A 20,762-nucleotide genomic window follows, 5' to 3' on the forward strand; every position below is an offset into this window, starting at 1 on the left:
GCGGCGTTGTAAAGTGTCCAGCTAACAAAAAGCCCCTTGGAAGGGGCCCTGAAACTGGTTGCGGGAGCCGGATTTGAACCGACGACCTTCGGGTTATGAGCCCGACGAGCTACCAGGCTGCTCCATCCCGCGACAAAGCTGGGGCAAAAGTATACGACTGATCCCTTATAGGGTCAATGTAACCTTCCACCTACAAGAAAGCCCGCAACTGCGGGCTCTCCTGTTCAATTGGTACCGAGAAGGGGACTCGAACCCCTACACCCTATGGGCACAACCACCTCAAGGTTGCGTGTCTACCAATTCCACCACCTCGGCAAATACTGCGCTTGAAACCTTCTTACTTCTGCTCTTGAGCTGGAGGCACGTCAGTCGCCGAGTTGGCCGACTTTTGCTCTTGAAGCACCGGGACATCATCAGAAGCCGGTTGTTGCTTTGGTACTTCCAATACTGCCGGGTTTGGCAAACCTACTTGAGTCAGCTCTTGAGCTTTCTCTTTAGCAAAGTAACCTAACCCTAAGCTGGTCAAGAAGAAACCGGCGGCGAGTATAGCAGTAAACTTACTAAGAAAGGTAGAGGAACCTTGGCTTCCGAATACAGTATTTGAAGCACCTGCACCGAAAGACGCACCAGCATCCGCACCTTTACCCTGCTGCAGCAGTACGAGAGCAACTACACCCAGTGCACCCAGCAGATGAAAAACGACTACGACTGTTTCCAGCATTTTTTCAGTTTCCCGCGGCGCGACAGATCGCACCGAACTCATCTGCATTCAGGGACGCTCCACCAATGAGCCCCCCATCGATATCCGGCATGCCGAACAGTTCGGCCGCATTGGCCGCCTTCACGCTGCCGCCGTATAGAAGCCGCACACCTCGTGCCACTTCAGAATTCTCTTCCGCCAACTGCGCGCGGATGGCGGCGTGCACATCCTGCGCCTGTTGCGGCGAAGCCGTCAGCCCGGTACCAATGGCCCAGACAGGCTCGTAGGCAATGACTGCCTTTGCAAAAGCACCGACACCCAGGTCTTCGATGATGCTGCCGAGCTGACGCCCTACAACCTCAATGGTCCTGCCGGCCTCACGATGCGCGAGGGTTTCCCCTACGCACAACACCGGGATCAGACCACAGGCCTGAGCTGCAGCAAACTTGCGGATCAAGGTCTTGTCCTGCTCGCCCATGATCTGGCGACGCTCGGAATGCCCAACCAGGACCAGGGAGCAGCCTGCATCCACCAACTGACTCGGCGCAATCTCGCCCGTCAACGCACCCTGCATGGATTCCACCGCAGAGTTCTGCGCGCCGACCGAGATCGACTTGCCTTTCAAGCCATCAACCACTTGGTTGATATACAAGCAAGGCGGGAATACCGCGACATCAACACCGCTTGGCAAGGCCAGATGACGAAGGCCGTTGATCAGCTCAGCGACGCTGGCGCGGGTACCGTGCATCTTCCAGTTACCAGCTACCATAGGGCGACGCATGCTGTACCTCGTCGGTCAAAGTGGGCGCAGATGTTACCCAACCGATTCATGACTGGCAAGCCGAATTCAGGCAGAAACTTCACTAACAAGCTTCGCCAGCTCTTCGGCATAACCGCGGACCTGTATTTCATCCTCGCCTTCGACCATGACGCGCACCAGGGGCTCCGTACCGGACTTGCGCAGCAACACGCGCCCACGTCCCGCCATCGCCTGGGTCACGCGCTCGCTGGCCTGCTTGACCGTCTCATGCTCGAGCGGGTTCGCACCACCACCGAAACGCACATTGATCAGCACTTGCGGGCATTTGCGCAACGCTTGACGCGATTGGGCCAGACTTTCATTGCGCGCCTTGAGCGCCATCAACACCTGCAAGGCGGCGATGATCGCGTCGCCGGTCGTGGTGTGGTCGAAGCACACGATATGGCCGGAGTTTTCACCACCGATGACCCACTCGCGCTCCAGCAGCTCCGAAATGACATAACGGTCGCCGACGTTGGCTCGCACGAACGGGATATCCAGGTCCGCCAGGGCCAGCTCGAGCCCGAGATTGCTCATCAGGGTACCGACCACACCGCCCTTCAGCTTGCCGCGCTCATGCAGATCGCGAGCGATGATGAACAGCAGCTCGTCCCCATCCACGACCGTGCCGGTGTGATCGACCATCAGGACCCGATCTCCATCGCCATCGAAGGCGATCCCGATATCGGCCTGCTCTGCCAGGACCGCAGCCTGCAAGGCGTCGGTATGAGTGGAGCCACAGTTGTGGTTGATGTTCAGCCCGTTCGGCTGGGCAGAAAGCACCACGACATCGGCACCCAATTCGCGGAATACACTCGGTGCGACTTTATAGGTGGCGCCATGAGCGCAATCGACGACGACTTTCAGCCCGGAGAAGCTGGTACCGGTGGGCACGCTGCCCTTGCAGAATTCGATATAGCGACCCGATGCGTCGTTGATCCGCGATACCTTGCCGATCTTGCTCGACTCGACCACCGTCATCGGGGTATCCAGCAGCTCTTCGATCATCAGCTCGACTTCGTCCGGCAGCTTGGTGCCCTTGCCGGAGAAAAACTTGATGCCGTTGTCATCATGGGGATTATGAGAAGCACTGATGACGATACCCGCCTGCGCATGGAAGGTACGCGTCAGGTAGGCAATGGCCGGCGTCGGCATCGGCCCCAGCAGCATCACATCGGCACCCGCCGAGGTCAGACCAGCCTCAAGAGCCGACTCGAACATGTAGCCGGAAATGCGCGTGTCCTTGCCGACCAGCACCTTGCAGGCGCCCATCTTGCGGAACGCCATGCCAGCGGCCCAGCCGAGCTTGAGCATGAAATCAGGTGTAATGGGGTACTCGCCGACCCGACCACGAATGCCGTCGGTGCCAAAGTATTTCTTGCTCATAAGTGCTCCGTCATTCTTATTCGGCTGATTCCACCGCTGCGATCATCCGTACGATATCCATCGTTTCGGCCACATCATGCACCCGCAGCAGGCGCGCGCCTTTTGTAACAGCCAGGGCCGCGAGCGCAAGACCGCCATACAGGCGCTCTCCCACCGGTCGACCCAGGGCATTGCCTATCATGCTCTTTCGCGAGACGCCGACCAACAACGGCCGCCCCAGGGCACGCAATGCCTCCATGTGCTTGAACAGGCTCAGGTTGTGAGCCAAGGTCTTGGCAAAACCGAACCCGGGATCCAGCACGATCTTTTCGGCAGGGATACCCGCCGCGACGCACTGCTTCAGGCGTTCCGCGAGGAACTCGCCCACCTCCCGGGTCACGTCACCATAACGAGGATCGTCCTGCATGGTTCCGGGCTCGCCGAGCATATGCATCAGGCACACCGGCAGGCCGGTAGCCGCCGCGGCATCCAGGGCTCCATCGCGCCGCAAGGCGCGGACGTCATTGATCAGCCCCGCCCCAAGTCGCGCGCTTTCGCGCATGACCGCCGGCGTGGACGTATCGACCGAAATTATGACATCAAGTTCGCGATGGATGCGTTCGACAATCGGCGCCACCCGCTCCAGCTCTTCGACGGGCGAGACGGCTCGTGCGCCCGGCCGGGTCGATTCGCCGCCGACATCGATCAGCGTCGCGCCGGCCGCCACCATGCCTTCGGCATGCCGCAGCGCAGCATCGAGCTGGCTGTATCGGCCACCATCGGAAAAGGAATCGGGGGTGACATTGAGAATGCCCATGACATGCACACGGGCCAAATCAAGAACCCGGTTGCCGCAAAGCAACCGGGTCGAGGACTGTACAGAAGTCATTTCAAGCCTTAGACATCAGCAGCCGGACCACCGATCGGTGTTTCCGGGCGCTCGCCCTGTACCGCTGGAGGAGTACCTGGAGTACCGGTACCACCCGACCAGTCGCGAGGTTCACGAGGAGGACGGCCCGCCATGATGTCGTCGATCTGCTCGGCATCGATGGTTTCATATTTCATCAACGCATCGGCCATGGCATCGAGCTTGTCACGGTTGTCCGTAAGGATCTGCTTGGCGGTGCCGTAGCACTGGTCGATGATGCTGCGTACTTCGGAGTCGATCAGCTTGGCGGTATCACCCGAGAAACTGGCGTGCTGGCCGGTACCACCACGACCGAGGAACACCTCGCCCTCTTCTTCCGCATACATCAGAGGCCCCAGTTTTTCGGACAGGCCCCACTTGGTGACCATGTTCCGGGCAATCTGGCTGGCACGCATGATGTCGTTGGACGCCCCGGTGGTCACACCATCGAAGCCCAGGGTCATTTCCTCGGCGATACGACCGCCGTACAACGAACAGATCTGGCTGATCAAGGCACGCTTGGACAGGCTGTAGCGATCCTCTTCCGGCAGGAACATGGTCACGCCCAGCGCACGACCACGGGGGATGATCGAAACCTTGTAGACGGGATCGTGCTCAGGCACCACCCGGCCCACGATGGCATGCCCCGCCTCGTGATAGGCGGTGTTGCGCTTTTCCTTTTCCGACATGACCATGGTCTTGCGCTCGGCGCCCATCATGATCTTGTCCTTCGCCAGCTCGAATTCCTTCATTTCCACGACGCGCTTGCCGGAGCGGGCAGCGAACAACGACGCCTCGTTCACCAGGTTGGCCAGGTCGGCACCGGAGAAGCCCGGCGTGCCGCGAGCGATGACCGCAGGAGCAACGTCGTCACCCATTGGCACCTTGCGCATGTGAACCTTGAGGATCTGCTCCCGACCACGAATGTCCGGCAGCCCTACCACGACCTGGCGGTCGAAGCGGCCTGGACGCAACAGTGCGGGGTCGAGCACGTCAGGACGGTTGGTCGCGGCAATCACGATGATGCCGTCGTTCATTTCGAAGCCATCCATCTCCACCAGCAACTGGTTGAGGGTCTGCTCGCGTTCATCGTGACCGCCCCCCATGCCGGCGCCACGGTGGCGACCAACGGCGTCGATTTCGTCGATGAAGATGATGCATGGCGCATGCTTCTTGGCCTGTTCGAACATGTCGCGAACACGGCTGGCACCCACGCCGACGAACATCTCGACGAAGTCGGAGCCGGAAATCGTGAAGAACGGCACCTTGGCTTCGCCGGCAATCGCCTTGGCCAGCAAGGTCTTGCCGGTACCGGGCGGGCCGACCATCAGCACGCCACGAGGGATGCGGCCACCCAGGCGCTGGAACTTGCCCGGATCACGAAGGAATTCCACCAGCTCGCCGACTTCTTCCTTGGCTTCGTCACAACCAGCGACGTCAGCCAGCGTGGTCTTGACCTGGTCTTCGGAAAGCAGGCGCGCCTTGCTCTTGCCAAAGCTCATCGGCCCGCCCTTGCCTCCGGCACCGCCCTGCATCTGGCGCATGAAGAACATGAACACCGCGATGATCACCAGGATCGGGAAGCTGGCCACCAGGAGCTGGGTCCAGATGCTTTGCTGCTCAGGCTGCTTGCCTTCGACCACGACATGGTTGTCCACCAGGTCGCCGATCAGACCATTGTCCTGGATGGCCGGACGAATGGTCTTGAAGCTGTCGCCATCGGTACGCTTGCCGGTGATCACATAGCCATCGACGGCAACGCGCTCGACCTTGCCATCCTTGACCTGCTGAATGAAGTCGGAATAGTTGAGGGTCTGCGGCTCGTTAGGGCTGGAGAAGTTGTTCATCACCGTCACAAGGACAGCGGCGATGATCAACCACAGGATCAGATTCTTTGCCATGTCGTTCAATTAACTACCCTCTGAAGCTGGCTCCGCTGACGGCGCGCGCCTCGCATGATATTCACCGGCCTAACTTACTACATTACCTACGACCCTGGCAGGCGCCGTCTGTAACCCTTTGTGAAACTTTGACCGCATAATTTTCGTTACGCGACGTTTGCAATGCGAAATAAAAAAACCTATCGACCCTTTCAAAGACGCTCATCGCTGGCCGAACCCTCGATCCCGCGGAAGCCACGCGCCAACAGATACTGTTCGCGGGAGCGGTCGCGAGACGACAATGGCTTGCGCATCTGCACCTTGTCGAACAACTTGCGGATGCCCTTGTGGTATTCGTCGAAGCCTTCGCCCTGGAAGACCTTGATCAGAAAATCACCGCCTGGACGCAGAACCCGCCCGGCGAGATCCAGGGCCAGTTCGCTGAGAAACATCGCACGGGGCATGTCGACAGCCGCCAATCCACTCATATTGGGGGCCATATCGGAAATCACAAGGTCCACCTGCGTATTTCCGACGGCCTCCAGGATTTTCGCCAGCACGGCGTCTTCTGTGAAATCGCCCTGGATGAAGGTCACATCGGGGATGCTGTCCATCTCCAGGATGTCGGAAGCGATCAAGCGACCTTGCCCGCCAATCAGACGACTGGTCACCTGGGACCACCCGCCAGGCGCCGCGCCGAGGTCGATTACGGTCATGCCGGGACGGATGAGCCGGTCCTTTTCCTGGATCTCCAGCAGCTTGTAGCTGGCACGCGAGCGATAGCCGTCTTTCTGCGCCATCTTGACGTATGGATCGTTGAAATGCTCTTTGAGCCAGTTCTGGCTAGTCTTGGAACGGGCCACAGGCCACCTCTGAATAAAAACGGGTCGTGATTAAGTGGGCGGTCCCGGACGCGCTCGGGTAAACTGGCCGCCGCTTTTTTACAAGATCAGACGCAGGGGTCAGATTATGCCGCTCACTCAAGAGCAGAAGAAACAATACAAATCCATTGGCCACCATCTGAAACCGGTTTTGACTGTGGCTGACAACGGTTTGACTGAAGGTGTACTGGCCGAGCTGGAACGCGCCCTGAGCGATCATGAGCTGATCAAGATCAAGCTCAACATCCTCGATCGCGAAGCCCGCCTGGCTGCCATCGCTGAACTGTGCAAGGCCGGCAAGGCCGACCTGGTGCAGGTCATCGGCAAGATGGCGTTGATTTATCGCAAGAATTTCAGCGTCAACAAGCAACTGTCGAACGTTCACCGCTTCAAGTAACGCCAATCAAAGCTCAAGGGTGCGCTTCGCGTACCCTGCCGCTCCACCCCGGAACCGGCTGCAGCACCAGCGCCAAGCCAGAGAAACCCAGCACCAGGTAACTGAATACCTGCCACCGACTCGCATCCGGCCAGCCGAGACGCACCGCGAAGAACATCCCGCACGCATACAGCGCCATGAGCAGCAACTGCCCACGAATGTCGCGCCATAGGCTCGAAAGGCCCTCGACCTGAACCAGTACCAAGGCCTGGAATACGACACACACTGCCGAGAAGATGACCAGCAGCAGCGTCAGCATGCCAGCTATTTCATCGATCAGCAGCGGCGCCAGGCCGATCCGAGCCAGCACCGGCAGCATACCGATGTGCAGCAACCAGAGGCCGCCCACCCATAACATCTGGGTCAGCTGCCAAAGCATGGCGCCCGCTTTAAGCAGGCGGCCTCGCTCAGATGTGGCGGACTTCGACAATCTCGTACTCGATGACGCCACCCGGCGTCTTTACCGCGACCACATCCCCTTCCTCCTTGGCAATCAAGGCGCGGGCGATGGGCGAACCAACGGATATCTTGCCGAGCTTGATGTCTGCTTCGTCCTCACCAACGATCTGGTAGGTCACGCTTTCATCGGTTTCGACGTTGGCGATTTCCACGGTGGTACCGAAAATCACCTTGCCCGTATGCTCAATCGTCGTGACGTCGATGATCACGGCGTTCTGCATGCGGCCTTCGATATCCCGGATACGCGCCTCGACCATGCCCTGTTCCTCGCGGGCGGCATGGTATTCGGCGTTTTCCTTGAGATCGCCCAATTCGCGGGCCTCACCGATAGCCTGGCTCAAGCGCGGACGCTCGACCTTGGTCAGGTGGGCCAGCTCGGCTTCCAGGGCGCGAGCGCCCTGAACGGTCATGGGGTACTTGGTTATGCTCATGCCTTCAATCCTGCATGTAGATCCTGCAAGCGGCGCACGGTCTTCTCGGGACCGAACTTGAGCGCTTCGCAGATCGCTTCGCCCGCAGCAATGGTCGTTGTGCAATAGATCTTGTGCTGCAGTGCATTGCGACGAATGGAATAGGAATCGGCGATCGACTGGCGACCCTCAGTGGTGTTGATGATCAGCGTGACTTCGTCATTCTTGATCATGTCGACCACATGCGGACGCCCTTCGGTCACCTTGTTCACGCGGCGCACTTTCAGGCCCGCCGCCTCGATCACTTTGGCGGTACCGGCAGTGGCAACCACTTCGAAGCCCAAGTTGATCAGATCACGGGCCACGCCTGCAACCAGTGGCTTGTCGTCATTACGCACGCTGATGAACGCCGTGCCGCCTGTTGGCAGGACTTCGCTGGCGCCCATCTGGGCCTTGGCGAAAGCCTCGCCGAAGGTGTCGCCCACCCCCATCACTTCACCGGTGGACTTCATTTCCGGGCCGAGGATCGGGTCCACACCAGGGAATTTGGCGAATGGGAACACCGCCTCTTTCACGCTGTAGAAGTTCGGAATGATTTCCTTGGTGAAGTTCAGTTCGGCCAGGGTCTTGCCGGCCATGACGCGCGCCGCGATCATCGCCAGGGAAACACCGATGCACTTGGACACGAACGGCACGGTACGGGACGCGCGCGGGTTGACCTCGATGACGTAGATGTCTTCGCCCTGAAGCGCCAGCTGCACGTTCATCAGGCCGACCACACCCAGTTCCAGGGCCATTTTCTTGACCTGCTCGCGCATTTCGTCCTGCAGGTGCGCCGGCAACGAGTACGGCGGCAGCGAACAGGCCGAGTCGCCGGAGTGAACGCCAGCCTGCTCGATGTGCTGCATGATCGCGCCGATCACCACGTCCTTGCCGTCACAGACCGCATCCACGTCCATTTCGATGGCGCAGTTGAGGAAATGGTCCAGCAGCACCGGGCTGTCGTTGGACACCTGGACCGCTTCGCGCAGGTAGCGCTTGAGCTCTTCCTCTTGATAGACGATTTCCATCGCCCGACCGCCCAGTACATAGGATGGACGCACCACCAGCGGATAACCGATCTTGGCGGCGGCACGAATCGCTTCGTCTTCGCTGCGCACGGTGGCGTTAGGTGGCTGACGCAGGTTCAGGCGCTCGACCATCTGCTGGAAGCGCTCACGGTCTTCGGCGCGGTCGATCGCATCCGGGCTGGTACCGATGATCGGCACGCCGGCGGCCTCCAGGGCACGGGCCAGTTTCAGCGGCGTCTGGCCGCCATACTGGACGATCACGCCCTTTGGCTTCTCGACGCGAACGATTTCCAGCACGTCTTCCAGGGTCACTGGCTCGAAGTACAGGCGATCGGAGGTGTCGTAGTCGGTGGATACGGTTTCCGGGTTGCAGTTGACCATGATGGTCTCATACCCGTCGTCGCGCAGGGCCAGTGCGGCGTGTACGCAGCAATAGTCGAACTCGATACCCTGGCCGATCCGGTTCGGACCGCCGCCCAGGATCATGATCTTGTCACGGCCCGATGGCGCCGCCTCGCACTCTTCCTCGTACGTGGAGTACAGGTAGGCGGTGTCGGTGGCGAATTCGGCGGCGCAAGTGTCGACGCGCTTGTAGACCGGGAACACTTCGAGCTTGTGGCGATGCGCACGCAGGCTCTTCTCGGTCACACCCAGCAGCTTGGCCAGGCGCATGTCGGAGAAACCCTTGCGCTTGAGGCGGAACATGGTATCGCGGTCGATACTGGACATGCCCAGGGTCTTGACCTTTTCCTCTTCCTTGACCAGATCTTCGATCTGCACCAGGAACCATGGATCGATCATGTTCATGCCGAAGATCTGCTCGACAGTCATGCCGGCACGGAAGGCGTCGGCCACGTACCAGATACGCTCGGCACCCGGCACGGTCAGCTCGCGCTTGAGCTCGCTCATGCTTTCCGGGTTGTTCAGGTCGACCTTCGGATCGAGACCGCAAACACCCACTTCCAGGCCACGAAGCGCTTTCTGCAGGGATTCCTGGAACGTCCGGCCGATGGCCATGACTTCACCCACCGACTTCATCTGGGTCGTCAGGCGGGCGTCGGCCTTGGCGAATTTCTCGAAGGCGAAACGTGGCAGCTTGGTAACGACGTAGTCGATGGACGGTTCGAAGGATGCCGGGGTCTTGCCGCCGGTGATGTCGTTCGACAACTCGTCCAGGGTGTAGCCGACGGCCAGCTTGGCGGCGACCTTGGCGATCGGGAAGCCGGTCGCCTTGGAGGCCAGGGCCGACGAACGGGACACCCGCGGGTTCATCTCGATGACCACCATCCGGCCAGTGTTCGGGCAGATGCCGAACTGGACGTTGGAACCGCCGGTTTCCACGCCGATCTCGCGCAGTACCGCCAGGGAGGCGTTACGCAGGATCTGGTATTCCTTGTCGGTCAGGGTCTGGGCCGGCGCGACGGTGATCGAGTCACCGGTGTGCACACCCATCGGGTCGAAGTTTTCGATGGAGCAGACGATGATGCAGTTGTCCTTTTTGTCGCGGACCACTTCCATCTCGTACTCTTTCCAGCCGATCAGGGATTCGTCGATCAGCAGTTCCTTGGTCGGCGACAGGTCCAGGCCACGGGAGCAGATCTCTTCGAATTCTTCACGGTTGTAAGCGATGCCACCACCGGTGCCACCCATGGTGAAGGAGGGACGGATGATGCAAGGGAAACCGAGGCGCTCCAGCACGGCGTTGGCTTCTTCCATGCTGTGGGCGATGCCCGAGCGCGGGCATTCCAGGCCGATGGATTTCATCGCCTTGTCGAAACGCGAGCGGTCTTCGGCCTTGTCGATGGTGTCGGCATTGGCGCCGATCATTTCCACACCGAACTTCTCCAGGACGCCTTCACGCTCGAGGTCCAGGGCGCAGTTCAGCGCGGTCTGGCCACCCATGGTCGGCAACAGCGCGTCCGGGCGCTCCTTTTCGATGATCTTGGCAACGGTCTGCCACTTGATCGGCTCGATATAGGTGGCGTCGGCCATGGCCGGGTCGGTCATGATGGTGGCCGGGTTGGAGTTCACCAGGATGACGCGGTAGCCCTCCTCGCGCAGGGCCTTGCAGGCCTGGGCGCCGGAATAGTCGAACTCGCAGGCCTGGCCGATGACGATCGGGCCAGCGCCGAGAATCAGGATGCTTTTTATGTCTGTACGTTTTGGCATGGGTTTGTCACTCAAATCCGCAGGTCTGTCGGCTAGGCCGTCGAACAATCTTTGAAGCGCCCGCAGGGGCCTCCGCATGCGGGGCCGCCCTCGGGCTTCACGCGGTCAGCGTCGCTTGGCCATTTCATTGATGAAGCGATCGAACAGCGGAGCCACATCGTTCGGGCCCGGGCTGGCTTCAGGGTGGCCCTGGAAGCTGAAGGCGCTCTTGTCGGTTCGCTCGATGCCTTGCAGCGTGCCATCGAACAGCGACTTGTGGATTGCCCGCACATTGGCCGGCAGGGTCGCTTCGTCCACGGCGAAGCCGTGGTTCTGGCTGGTGATCATCACGACACCGGTATCCAGGTCCTGGACCGGGTGGTTGGCGCCATGGTGGCCGTGGCCCATCTTCAGCGTCTTGGCGCCCGAGGCCAGGGCCAGCAACTGGTGACCGAGGCAGATGCCGAAGACCGGAATCTCGGTTTCCAGCACATCCTTGATCGCCTGAATTGCATAGTCGCAAGGCTCGGGGTCGCCCGGGCCGTTGGACAGGAACACACCGTCGGGCTTGAGGGCCAGGACGTCGGCCGCCGGGGTCTGCGCCGGGACCACGGTCACACGGCAGCCGCGCGCCACGAGCATGCGCAGGATGTTCAGCTTGACGCCGTAGTCGTATGCAACGACGTGGTACGGCAATTCGGACGCTTCGATCGTCGGATGGCCGTCGATCTTCAGGTCCCAGACCGAGGAGCGCCACTCGTACTGCTGCTTGGTGCTGACCACCTTGGCCAGGTCCATGCCCTTCAGGCCAGGGAAGCCTTGGGCGGCGGCGATGGCCGCTTCTTCGCAAATGTTGTCTCCGGCCATGATGCAGCCGTCCTGCGCGCCTTTTTCCCGGAGGATGCGAGTCAGGCGACGGGTGTCGATTCCAGCGATCGCCACGACGTTGTTGGCTTTCAGGTAGTCGGACAGGGACATGGTGTTACGCCAGTTGCTCGCTACCAGCGGCAGGTCACGGATGACCAGGCCAGCGGACCAGACACGATCGGACTCGGCGTCTTCCGGCGTGGTGCCGGTGTTGCCGATGTGCGGGTAAGTCAGGGTAACGATCTGCTGGGCGTAGGAAGGATCGGTAAGAATTTCCTGATAGCCGGTCATTGCGGTGTTAAACACCACCTCACCAACGGTCTGACCGTCGGCTCCAATGGCTTCGCCGCGAAAAATGCTGCCATCAGCAAGGGCGAGTATGGCTGGCTTAGTCAAGAAGACCTCCCGTAAATAAAGCCTGAAAGGGCGATCGCAGGTTGTAAAAAAGCGGAGTGACGTATGGACACGTCACCCCGCTTCTTTACACTGAATTATTCTGCGCGCTTTTAGTGGACACACTAAAGCTGTAGCTTACAGAAAAAGGCTTTTTTGGTCCACCGCTAATGAGCCTTAAAGGCAGGGGAATGCGACAGGGCGTCGCGAAGCGGTGCAAAACGGGGCTCAGTGTAACCCGAACCCCGCCTCGAAGACATCAACGCAGGTCGAGGACGTCCTGCATGTCGTACAGCCCAGGCTCGCGCCCATCCAGCCACAGCGCGGCACGCACGGCGCCCTTGGCGAATGTCATCCGACTGGAAGCCTTATGGGTGATTTCCAGGCGCTCGCCTTCGGTGGCGAACAGCACGGTATGGTCACCTACCACATCCCCACCACGCACGGTCGCGAAACCGATGGTGTCCCGCTCCCGCGCGCCGGTGTGCCCCTGGCGCCCATAGACCGCCACTTCCTGCAGGTCACGCCCCAGCGCATCGGCAATCACTTCCCCCATGCGCAAGGCGGTGCCCGATGGCGCATCGATCTTGTGCCGGTGATGCGCCTCGATGATTTCGATATCCGCATCATCCCCCAGCACGCGAGCGGTCAGGTCGAGCAATTTCAGCGACAGGTTCACGCCGACGCTGAAGTTCGCCGCGAACACGATCGGAATATCCTTGCCAGCATCCGCGAGCAATTGCTTCTGCGCGGCATCCAGGCCAGTGGTACCGATGACCATGGCCTTACCGTGCTTGCGGCAGACGGCGAGGTTCTTCAGCATGACATCCGGCAGCGTGAAATCGATCAGGACATCGAACTCGTCCAGCACCTTTTCCAGGCCACCGGACATCGGGACACCGATACGCCCAAGGGAGGCCAGTTCACCGGCATCAGCCCCCACCAGGGTGCTGTCAGGCCGAACGATGGCCGCCGTCAGCCCCGAGAGCGGCGAACGCTGCTGCACGGCCTCGACCAACGCCTTGCCCATGCGCCCTGCAGCGCCCATCACAGCTATACGTCGCATGCGACCTCCTTACAGATCGCCGAAGAAGCGCTTCACGCCTTCGAACCAACCGGTGGTTTTCGGTGAGTGACTGTTGTCGTCGGCCAGCGAGCTGCGGAACTCTTCCAGCAATTCGCGCTGACGACGACTCAGATTCACCGGCGTCTCTACCGCGACACGACACATCAGGTCACCGGCACCGCCGCCACGCACGGGAGCGACGCCCTTGCCGCGAATCCGGAACTGCTTGCCGGTCTGCGTCCCCTCGGGGATCTTCAGCTTCACCCGGCCATCCAGGGTCGGGATCTCGAGTTCGCCACCCAGCGCTGCGTCGACGAAGCTGATCGGCACCTCACAGAACAGATGCTTGCCGTCGCGCTGGAAGATCGAGTGCTCACGCACGTTGATCACCACATACAGGTCGCCAGTCGGGCCACCCTGGGCACCCGCTTCGCCTTCACCGGACAGGCGGATGCGGTCACCGGTATCGACACCGGCCGGCACCTTGACCGACAGCGTCTTGTATTCTTCGACACGGCCTTCGCCATGGCAGGAATCGCACGGGTCGGAAATGATTCTGCCTTGGCCATGGCAACGCGGGCAGGTCTGCTGCACCGAGAAGAAGCCTTGCTGCATGCGAACCTGACCGATACCGCCGCAGGTCGGGCAGGTAACCGGCGAGGACCCTTTCTTGGCCCCCGAACCGTCGCACGGCTTGCAATTGACCAGCGTCGGCACGCGGATGTTGACGGTGGTGCCGCGCACCGCTTCTTCCAGGTTCAATTCCAGCGTGTAGCGCAAGTCGCTGCCACGCTGGGCGCCGCCCCGGGCACCGCCGCGACCGCCACCGAAGAAGTCACTGAACACGTCGCCGAAGATATCGGAGAAGTTCTGACCGCCGAACCCGGCACCGCCACCGCCCATGCTCGGATCGATACCGGCATGGCCATACTGGTCGTAAGCCGCACGCTTGCTGGAGTCGGACAGCACTTCGTACGCTTCGTTGGCTTCCTTGAACAGCTCTTCCGACGCTTTATCGCCGGGATTACGGTCCGGGTGATGCTTCATTGCCAGGCGACGATAAGCCTTTTTCAGCTCCGCCTCGCTGGCCCCCCGCTCTACACCCAATACTTCGTAAAAATCACGCTTCGCCATTAGTCTTTGCACTCTTATAGGACGTCCGGCAAAACTCTCCTGAGCCTCGCCCAACTCGTTGAGCCCCCAAAACAGGCTCGGACCCAACGCCGATTCAACGATCCTGGTCTTAAATCTTTCAGCCAGGTACCCGGCCAAAACGCAGCGCCTGTCGTTCGGAAAGCAGGAGCATTCCCGATCACGCCACCAGCACCCGAACGCTGTCGCATGCTGTAAAAATTCGTTGGCTCCAGACACGCCAACGCGGGAGCAAGCCCCCGCGCGGCGACATCCTACCAGTCACCGCACAAACGCAGTCAACCGGCCAACCAACAAGCAATTACTTGTTTTCTTTCACTTCTTCGAACTCGGCATCGACGACATCGTCAGCCTTGCCAGCCGATTCGCCTTGCTGCGCAGCACCTTCAGCCGGCTGAGCCTGTTCGGCGTACATCTTCTGGGCCACTGGAGCGGAGACTTTGGACAGCTCCTCGATCTTCGCTTCGATGGCAGCCTTGTCGTCGCCTTTGACGGCAGCTTCCAGGGCAACCACGGCCGCTTCGATCGCAGTCTTCTCTTCAGCGGTCACTTTGTCGCCGGCATCCGCCACCATCTTGCGAGTAGAGTGCACCAGCGCATCACCCTGGTTACGGGCACTGGCCAGCTCTTCGAACTTGCGGTCTTCCTCGGCGTTGACCTCGGCATCGCGAACCATCTGCTGGATTTCTTCCTCGGACAGACCGGAGTTGGCCTTGATCACGATCGACTGAGTCTTGCCGGTAGCCTTGTCCTTCGCACCTACGTGCAGAATGCCGTTGGCGTCGATGTCGAAGGTCACTTCGATTTGCGGCACGCCACGTGGAGCCGGTGGAATCTCGGCCAGGTCGAACTTGCCCAGGGACTTGTTCTGGGCAGCCTGCTTGCGCTCACCTTGCAGCACGTGGATGGTCACCGCGCTCTGGTTGTCATCGGCAGTCGAGAACACCTGGGATTTCTTGGTAGGAATCGTGGTGTTCTTCTCGATCAGCGCAGTCATCACGCCGCCCATGGTTTCGATACCCAGGGTCAGCGGGCTGACGTCGAGCAGCAGAACGTCCTTCACGTCACCGGCCAGAACGGCGCCCTGGATGGCAGCACCCATGGCAACGGCTTCGTCCGGGTTAACGTCCTTGCGTGGCTCCTTGCCGAAGAAATCGGTAACCAGCTTCTGGACCAGCGGCATACGGGTCTGACCGCCGACGAGGATCACGTCGTTGATCGCGCCAACGTCGATACCGGCATCCTTCATCGCAATGCGGCAAGGTTCGATGGTGCGCTGAACCAGGTCTTCAACCAGTGCTTCGAGCTTGGCACGGGAGATTTTCACGTTCAGGTGCTTAGGACCGGTGGCGTCTGCAGTGATGTACGGCAGGTTCACGTCGGTCGACTGGCTCGAAGACAGCTCGATCTTGGCTTTCTCGGCAGCTTCCTTCAGACGCTGCATCGCCAGCGGGTCACCCTTGAGGTTCATGCCGGTTTCTTTCTTGAACTCGTCGACCAGGTAGTCGATCAGGCGGATGTCGAAGTCCTCGCCACCGAGGAAGGTGTCACCGTTGGTGGCCAATACTTCGAACTGGTGCTCGCCATCGACTTCCGCGATTTCAATCACGGAAACGTCGAAGGTACCACCACCCAGGTCATACACGATCACGGTGTGATCGCCCTTGGCCTTGTCCATGCCGTACGCCAGGGCGGCGGCAGTCGGTTCGTTGATGATACGTTTTACGTCCAGGCCCGCGATGCGGCCGGCGTCCTTGGTAGCCTGACGCTGGCTGTCGTTGAAGTAGGCCGGTACGGTGATGACCGCCTCGGTCACAGCCTCGCCGAGGTAATCTTCGGCGGTCTTCTTCATTTTCTTCAGGATTTCAGCCGAGATCTGTGGCGGAGCCATTTTCTGGCTGTTCACTTCGACCCAGGCGTCACCGTTGTCGGCCTTGGCGATCTTGTACGGCACCATCTTGATGTCTTTCTGAACGACTTCTTCGTCGAACTTGCGACCGATCAGACGCTTCACCGCGTACAGGGTGTTGTGCGGATTGGTCACTGCCTGGCGCTTGGCCGACTGGCCCACCAGGATTTCGCCGTCGTTGGCGTACGCGATGATCGACGGCGTGGTACGCGCGCCTTCAGCGTTTTCGATAACCTTGGCCTTGCCGTTTTCCAATACGGAGACGCACGAGTTGGTGGTCCCCAGGTCAATACCGATGATCTTGCCCATGTTAACTCTCCCGGAACTTGGATTTTGTTGCCGCAGCAGTGGTGGCTAACTGCGGTAGCACTTAAACGCTTGACTTCTTAAATGGGGCCGCTGCGCCCGATTTCAAGCCTGCTCGTCAATAGAAGGTGAAACCGGTGCCGGCGCCTTGCTGACCACGACCATGGCCGGACGCAACAGGCGGCCGTTGAGCAGGTAGCCTTTCTGGAAAACTTTCAACACGCTGTTCGGCTCGACGTCGGCACTTTCCTGCATCGCCATGGCCTGGTGGTGCTCGGCGTTGAAGGGTTCGCCGTGAGGATCGATGGCTTCCAGCTGATAACGCTTGAGGGTGTCCTGGAACATCTTCAGGGTCAGCTCGATGCCTTCGCGCATCGGACGAATGTTCTCGTCGTCCGGGCTGGACAGTTCCAGGCCGCGCTCCAGGCTGTCGATGATCGGCAGCAGGTCGCCGGCGAACCGCTCCAAGGCGAATTTGTGAGCCTTTTCAACATCCTGCTCGGCGCGACGGCGAACGTTCTGCAGGTCGGCTGCGACACGCAACGCCTGATCCTGCGCACCCGCCAGTTGCTCCTCGAGCACTTGCACACGTGCCGCCAGGTCTTCGCCCGAATCCTGGGGAGCCTGATTGGCGTCTAGATTTTGCGTATCCGGTGTCTGTTCGTCAGCCATAGATTTCTCCTTTCAATTTCGTCCGCGAGGCTCGACTCGCGCTTCTGCCCCCGTATATGGGGCCGGGTTTTCCAGCTTCAAGGGCCGACCGACGAATTGACCTTACAAAAAACAGCTGCATATCTATTACCGGTCGCGCTAAGAAATCCCACTACCCAAGCAAATCGAGCTAAGCGAAGGCATTGTCAGTCCAAAACAAAACACTGTATAAATAACCAGACCTGAAGCCTGGGAGCGGCCTTTATGCTGGTTCACCTGTCCGTACACAATTACGCCATCGTCGAACACCTCGACCTTGAACTCGATCGAGGCATGAGCGTGATCACCGGTGAAACCGGCGCCGGCAAGTCCATCATGCTGGACGCCCTGGGCCTGACCCTGGGCGACCGCGCCGACAGCGGCGTCGTGCGGCCCGGGGCGGACAAGGCCGACATCCTGGCCACCTTCGACCTGGTGGATATCCCCGAGGCCAGCGCCTGGCTGGCCGAGCGCGACCTGGATACCGACGGTCTGTGCATCCTGCGCCGGGTCATCACCGCGGAGGGGCGTTCCCGGGGCTACATCAATGGCACGCCCTGCCCCCTGGGTGATCTCAAGGCCCTTGGCGAGCTGCTGATCGACATTCACAGCCAGCACGAACACCAGTCCCTGCTCAAGACCGATACCCATCGCCGCCTGCTCGATGAATACGCCGGCGCGACCGACCTGGCCCGCCAGGTCCAGCTGGCCGCCCAGCGCTGGCGCCAGACCCGGCAGGAACTGGACCGGCTCTCCAACTCCGGCGACGAACAACGTGCCCGCCATCAATTGCTGAGCTACCAGCTCGAAGAGCTGGAAAACCTGGCGCTGGGTGAAAACGAGCTGGAGGAGCTGGAGCAGGAACACAAGAACCTGACCAATGCCGAAACCCTGCTGGGCATCTGTCGGCAAGTGGTCGAGCAATGCAGCGAAAGCGATTCGGGCAACGTCCTCAGCGCCCTGACCGCCAGCCTGAACCGGCTCACCAGCGTGAACAATTCCGTCGGCTCGCTGAGCGAAGCGACCAACCTGCTGACCAGCGCCCAGATCCAGGTCGAGGAAGCCGTCGGAGAACTGAACCGGTTCCTCGATCACTTCGACGCCGACCCGGCGCGCCTGCAATACCTGGAAGAACGCCTGGACACGATCTATACGCTGGCCCGCAAGCACCGTGTCCAGCCGACCGACGTCATCGAGCTGCAACAGCGCCTGCTCGATGAACTCGAAACCCTGAACGCCAACGATGAATCCATCGAACGCCTGGGCGACGAACTGGCCTCCTATGCCCGCCACTATCAGGAAAAGGCCAAGGAGCTCAGCGAGCTGCGCCACCAGGCCGCGACGAAGCTGGCCAGCGCCGTGGAGCAGGAGATCCAGCGCCTGGGCATGCCAGGCGGCCGTTTCACCATCGAATTGCACCCCAACGCCGGCGACGAACTGCAGCCCAACGGACTGGAGCAGGTGGAGTTACTGGTCAGCGCCAACCCGGGACAACCGCTCAAGGCGTTGGCAAAAGTCGCATCCGGCGGCGAATTGTCTCGGATCAGCCTGGCCATCCAGGTCATCACCGCGCAGACCTCACGCGTACCGACCCTGGTATTCGACGAGGTGGACGTGGGCATTGGCGGTCCCACGGCGGAAATTGTCGGTCAGCTGCTACGCCGTTTAGGCGAACGCGGCCAGGTCCTGACGGTGACCCACCTGCCCCAGGTTGCCGCACAGGGGCATCAGCACCTGTTTGTCCACAAGGTAAGGGGCGAGGAAGACACTCGTACCGCCGTGTCCAAGCTCAACAAGAGCGAGCGAGTCGAAGAAGTGGCGCGCATGCTCGGGGGCATCGACCTGACCAAGGAGTCCTTGGCTCACGCGAAGAAAATGGTCGTCGCGACAAAAATCTGAAGAGCTGAAATGTAAAAAGGCGACCCCAGGGTCGCCTTTTTACATTTCGAAAGCTTATTTCTTTTTACGTACGTGCAAGACGAGATGGTGATCGATCAGCTCGAAACCATAGTCTTCAGCAATTGCTTTTTGCAGCTTTTCGATTTCAGGACTGACGAATTCGATGACCTCACGGCTTTCCACGTCCACCATGTGATCGTGATGTTCCCCGTCAGCCAGTTCGAAAACCGCATGACCGCCATCGAAATTATGACGAGCCACAAGCCCGGCAGCCTCGAATTGAGTCAGTACACGGTAAACCGTGGCCAGACCGACGTCCTCGCCAGCTTCCATGAGGGCCTTGTAGACGTCTTCGGCACTCATGTGCCGCTGCTCGGCGGAGTCGAGCATTTGCAGAATCTTGACCCTTGGCAAGGTCACCTTGAGGCCTGCTTTGCGTAGTTCGCTATTTTCAACCATGGTCAGCTTTCTCGCGATGCTGCTTCGCAGCTTCTCTTAATGCGGGTATGATCGGCGTTTACGTTGTCCCAGCCAAGATAGTGGAAGTCGCCCACCGATGCAAAACACCAAGCTCTTGCTAACCAGTTTCACCTTCGTGGGACTGCTCGCACTCGCCGGTTGTTCATTCCCCGGGGTTTACAAAATCGACATCCAGCAGGGCAATGTCGTCACGCAGGACATGATAGACCAGTTACGCCCCGGAATGACCCGTCGGCAAGTACGGTTTATCATGGGTAACCCCCTGTTGACCGACACGTTCCACGCCGATCGCTGGGATTATCTCTACAGCTTGCAGCCTGGCGGCGGTGAGCGCCAGCAGGAACGCATCAGCGTTATCTTCAATGCCAATGACCAACTCGTCAGCCTGTCGGGCGATTTCATGCCTGGCGTAAGCCGTGACGAAGCCATCATGGGCAAGGAAAGCGGTACTACCGTCACCGATCCGACCAAGAACACCGAGCAGCAGGAATCGGAAAAACCGGCCAAGCCAGGCTCGTTGCTGGACCAGATCCAGAAGGACGTCGACAGCGTCGAGACCGTACCGGTCCCGACACCGGAGCCACTGGACACGTCGCCGCAATAAACCGCATCTAAATAAAAAACCCGGCATGCCGGGTTTAATGAGATGGTCAGCCTGACCGAGAAGCCCTGCAGGTTTACGCTTGCAGGGCTTTTCTCGTTTTCGGCGGAGGATCTCTCATGAACACGATGACGCTTCTCGGCATCGACATTGGTAAACACAGTTTCCATCTGCACGGCCAGGACGCCAAAGGTCATCAGGTTTTGCGCAAGAAAACCAGCCGCAGCCAATTGCTCGGCACATTGGCCCAACTGCCGGCCTGCACGGTGGTGATGGAGTCGTGTGGCGGTGCCCACTGGCTGGCTCGACAGGTTGAGGCATTGGGCCACGAGGTAAAACTGATT

At 60.0% G+C, this 20,762-nt stretch carries 18 protein-coding genes, 2 tRNA genes and 1 pseudogene; 4 read left to right on the forward strand and 17 right to left on the reverse strand.

Annotated features, from left to right (window positions below; translation table 11 throughout):
• Positions 1 to 55: 55 nt before the first annotated feature.
• The 8 genes from BT179_RS10400 to rlmE all read right to left on the reverse strand — a co-directional run bounded on the left by BT179_RS10400 (position 56) and on the right by rlmE (position 6,514).
• A tRNA-Met gene (locus BT179_RS10400) sits at positions 56 to 132 on the reverse strand.
• Between the two features lie 97 nt (positions 133 to 229).
• Positions 230 to 315: transfer RNA gene (locus BT179_RS10405), tRNA-Leu, on the reverse strand.
• Positions 316 to 337: 22 nt separating this feature from the next.
• Positions 338 to 721 (reverse strand): preprotein translocase subunit SecG, encoded by a 384-nt coding sequence (gene secG, locus BT179_RS10410; protein WP_072388551.1) that lies wholly within the window; start codon positions 719 to 721, stop codon positions 338 to 340.
• A gap of 4 nt (positions 722 to 725) precedes the next feature.
• Positions 726 to 1,481: a triose-phosphate isomerase gene (tpiA, locus tag BT179_RS10415; RefSeq protein ID WP_072388553.1), complete on the reverse strand. Its 756-nt coding sequence runs from the start codon at positions 1,479 to 1,481 to the stop codon at positions 726 to 728.
• Positions 1,482 to 1,547: 66 nt separating this feature from the next.
• Positions 1,548 to 2,885 carry a phosphoglucosamine mutase gene (glmM, locus tag BT179_RS10420; protein WP_072388555.1) on the reverse strand — a complete coding sequence of 446 codons (1,338 nt, stop codon included), beginning with the start codon at positions 2,883 to 2,885 and terminating at the stop codon, positions 1,548 to 1,550.
• A gap of 16 nt (positions 2,886 to 2,901) precedes the next feature.
• Entirely contained in the window at positions 2,902 to 3,753 is an 852-nt protein-coding gene (gene folP / locus BT179_RS10425; RefSeq protein ID WP_072430734.1) for a dihydropteroate synthase, read from the reverse strand.
• Positions 3,754 to 3,761: 8 nt separating this feature from the next.
• Complete coding sequence (gene ftsH, locus BT179_RS10430) at positions 3,762 to 5,672, reverse strand: ATP-dependent zinc metalloprotease FtsH (protein WP_072388559.1); 1,911 nt, start codon at positions 5,670 to 5,672, stop codon at positions 3,762 to 3,764.
• 191 nt (positions 5,673 to 5,863) lie between these two features.
• The gene (rlmE, locus tag BT179_RS10435; RefSeq protein WP_053152126.1) at positions 5,864 to 6,514 is read right to left on the reverse strand and encodes a 23S rRNA (uridine(2552)-2'-O)-methyltransferase RlmE; all 651 of its coding nucleotides are present in this window, start codon (positions 6,512 to 6,514) and stop codon (positions 5,864 to 5,866) included.
• A 106-nt stretch (positions 6,515 to 6,620) separates the two neighbouring features.
• Between rlmE and BT179_RS10440 the strand changes: the two genes are divergently transcribed.
• Positions 6,621 to 6,929 carry a YhbY family RNA-binding protein gene (locus tag BT179_RS10440; protein ID WP_072388561.1) on the forward strand — a complete coding sequence of 103 codons (309 nt, stop codon included), beginning with the start codon at positions 6,621 to 6,623 and terminating at the stop codon, positions 6,927 to 6,929.
• Positions 6,930 to 6,942: 13 nt separating this feature from the next.
• Here BT179_RS10440 and BT179_RS10445 read toward each other — a convergent pair whose 3' ends face one another.
• The 8 genes from BT179_RS10445 to grpE form a co-directional block, all read right to left on the reverse strand.
• A complete protein-coding gene (locus BT179_RS10445) occupies positions 6,943 to 7,347 on the reverse strand; it encodes an MFS transporter (RefSeq protein ID WP_072430733.1) in 405 nt (134 codons plus the stop codon).
• Between the two features lie 28 nt (positions 7,348 to 7,375).
• Complete coding sequence (gene greA / locus BT179_RS10450) at positions 7,376 to 7,852, reverse strand: transcription elongation factor GreA (RefSeq protein ID WP_072388757.1); 477 nt, start codon at positions 7,850 to 7,852, stop codon at positions 7,376 to 7,378.
• A gap of 2 nt (positions 7,853 to 7,854) precedes the next feature.
• On the reverse strand, positions 7,855 to 11,076 hold the full coding sequence (gene carB, locus BT179_RS10455) for a carbamoyl-phosphate synthase large subunit (RefSeq protein WP_072388565.1): 3,222 nt from the start codon (positions 11,074 to 11,076) through the stop codon (positions 7,855 to 7,857).
• A gap of 105 nt (positions 11,077 to 11,181) precedes the next feature.
• Positions 11,182 to 12,318, reverse strand: coding sequence for a glutamine-hydrolyzing carbamoyl-phosphate synthase small subunit (gene carA, locus BT179_RS10460; RefSeq protein WP_072430732.1), 1,137 nt, complete (start codon positions 12,316 to 12,318; stop codon positions 11,182 to 11,184).
• Between the two features lie 256 nt (positions 12,319 to 12,574).
• Entirely contained in the window at positions 12,575 to 13,381 is an 807-nt protein-coding gene (dapB, locus tag BT179_RS10465; protein WP_072388569.1) for a 4-hydroxy-tetrahydrodipicolinate reductase, read from the reverse strand.
• A gap of 9 nt (positions 13,382 to 13,390) precedes the next feature.
• On the reverse strand, positions 13,391 to 14,515 hold the full coding sequence (gene dnaJ, locus BT179_RS10470) for a molecular chaperone DnaJ (protein ID WP_072388571.1): 1,125 nt from the start codon (positions 14,513 to 14,515) through the stop codon (positions 13,391 to 13,393).
• Between the two features lie 319 nt (positions 14,516 to 14,834).
• Positions 14,835 to 16,751 (reverse strand): molecular chaperone DnaK, encoded by a 1,917-nt coding sequence (gene dnaK / locus BT179_RS10475; RefSeq protein ID WP_072388573.1) that lies wholly within the window; start codon positions 16,749 to 16,751, stop codon positions 14,835 to 14,837.
• Positions 16,752 to 16,853: 102 nt separating this feature from the next.
• Positions 16,854 to 17,420 carry a nucleotide exchange factor GrpE gene (gene grpE / locus BT179_RS10480; protein ID WP_072388575.1) on the reverse strand — a complete coding sequence of 189 codons (567 nt, stop codon included), beginning with the start codon at positions 17,418 to 17,420 and terminating at the stop codon, positions 16,854 to 16,856.
• 243 nt (positions 17,421 to 17,663) lie between these two features.
• On the opposite strand from grpE, the gene recN reads away from it, so the two are divergent.
• Complete coding sequence (recN, locus tag BT179_RS10485) at positions 17,664 to 19,337, forward strand: DNA repair protein RecN (RefSeq protein WP_072430731.1); 1,674 nt, start codon at positions 17,664 to 17,666, stop codon at positions 19,335 to 19,337.
• 54 nt (positions 19,338 to 19,391) lie between these two features.
• Here the strand turns inward: recN and fur are convergent, their stop codons facing one another.
• Positions 19,392 to 19,796 carry a ferric iron uptake transcriptional regulator gene (gene fur, locus BT179_RS10490; RefSeq protein ID WP_072388579.1) on the reverse strand — a complete coding sequence of 135 codons (405 nt, stop codon included), beginning with the start codon at positions 19,794 to 19,796 and terminating at the stop codon, positions 19,392 to 19,394.
• A 97-nt stretch (positions 19,797 to 19,893) separates the two neighbouring features.
• Between fur and BT179_RS10495 the strand changes: the two genes are divergently transcribed.
• Together BT179_RS10495 and BT179_RS10500 are read left to right on the forward strand one after the other, a co-directional pair.
• Complete coding sequence (locus tag BT179_RS10495; protein WP_072388581.1) at positions 19,894 to 20,421, forward strand: outer membrane protein assembly factor BamE; 528 nt, start codon at positions 19,894 to 19,896, stop codon at positions 20,419 to 20,421.
• A gap of 116 nt (positions 20,422 to 20,537) precedes the next feature.
• Positions 20,538 to 20,762: pseudogene (locus BT179_RS10500) on the forward strand (IS110 family transposase); the annotation flags it as partial.

Origin of the sequence: Pseudomonas sp. NFACC43 (assembly GCF_900119645.1) — a bacterium.
GTDB lineage: Bacteria > Pseudomonadota > Gammaproteobacteria > Pseudomonadales > Pseudomonadaceae > Aquipseudomonas.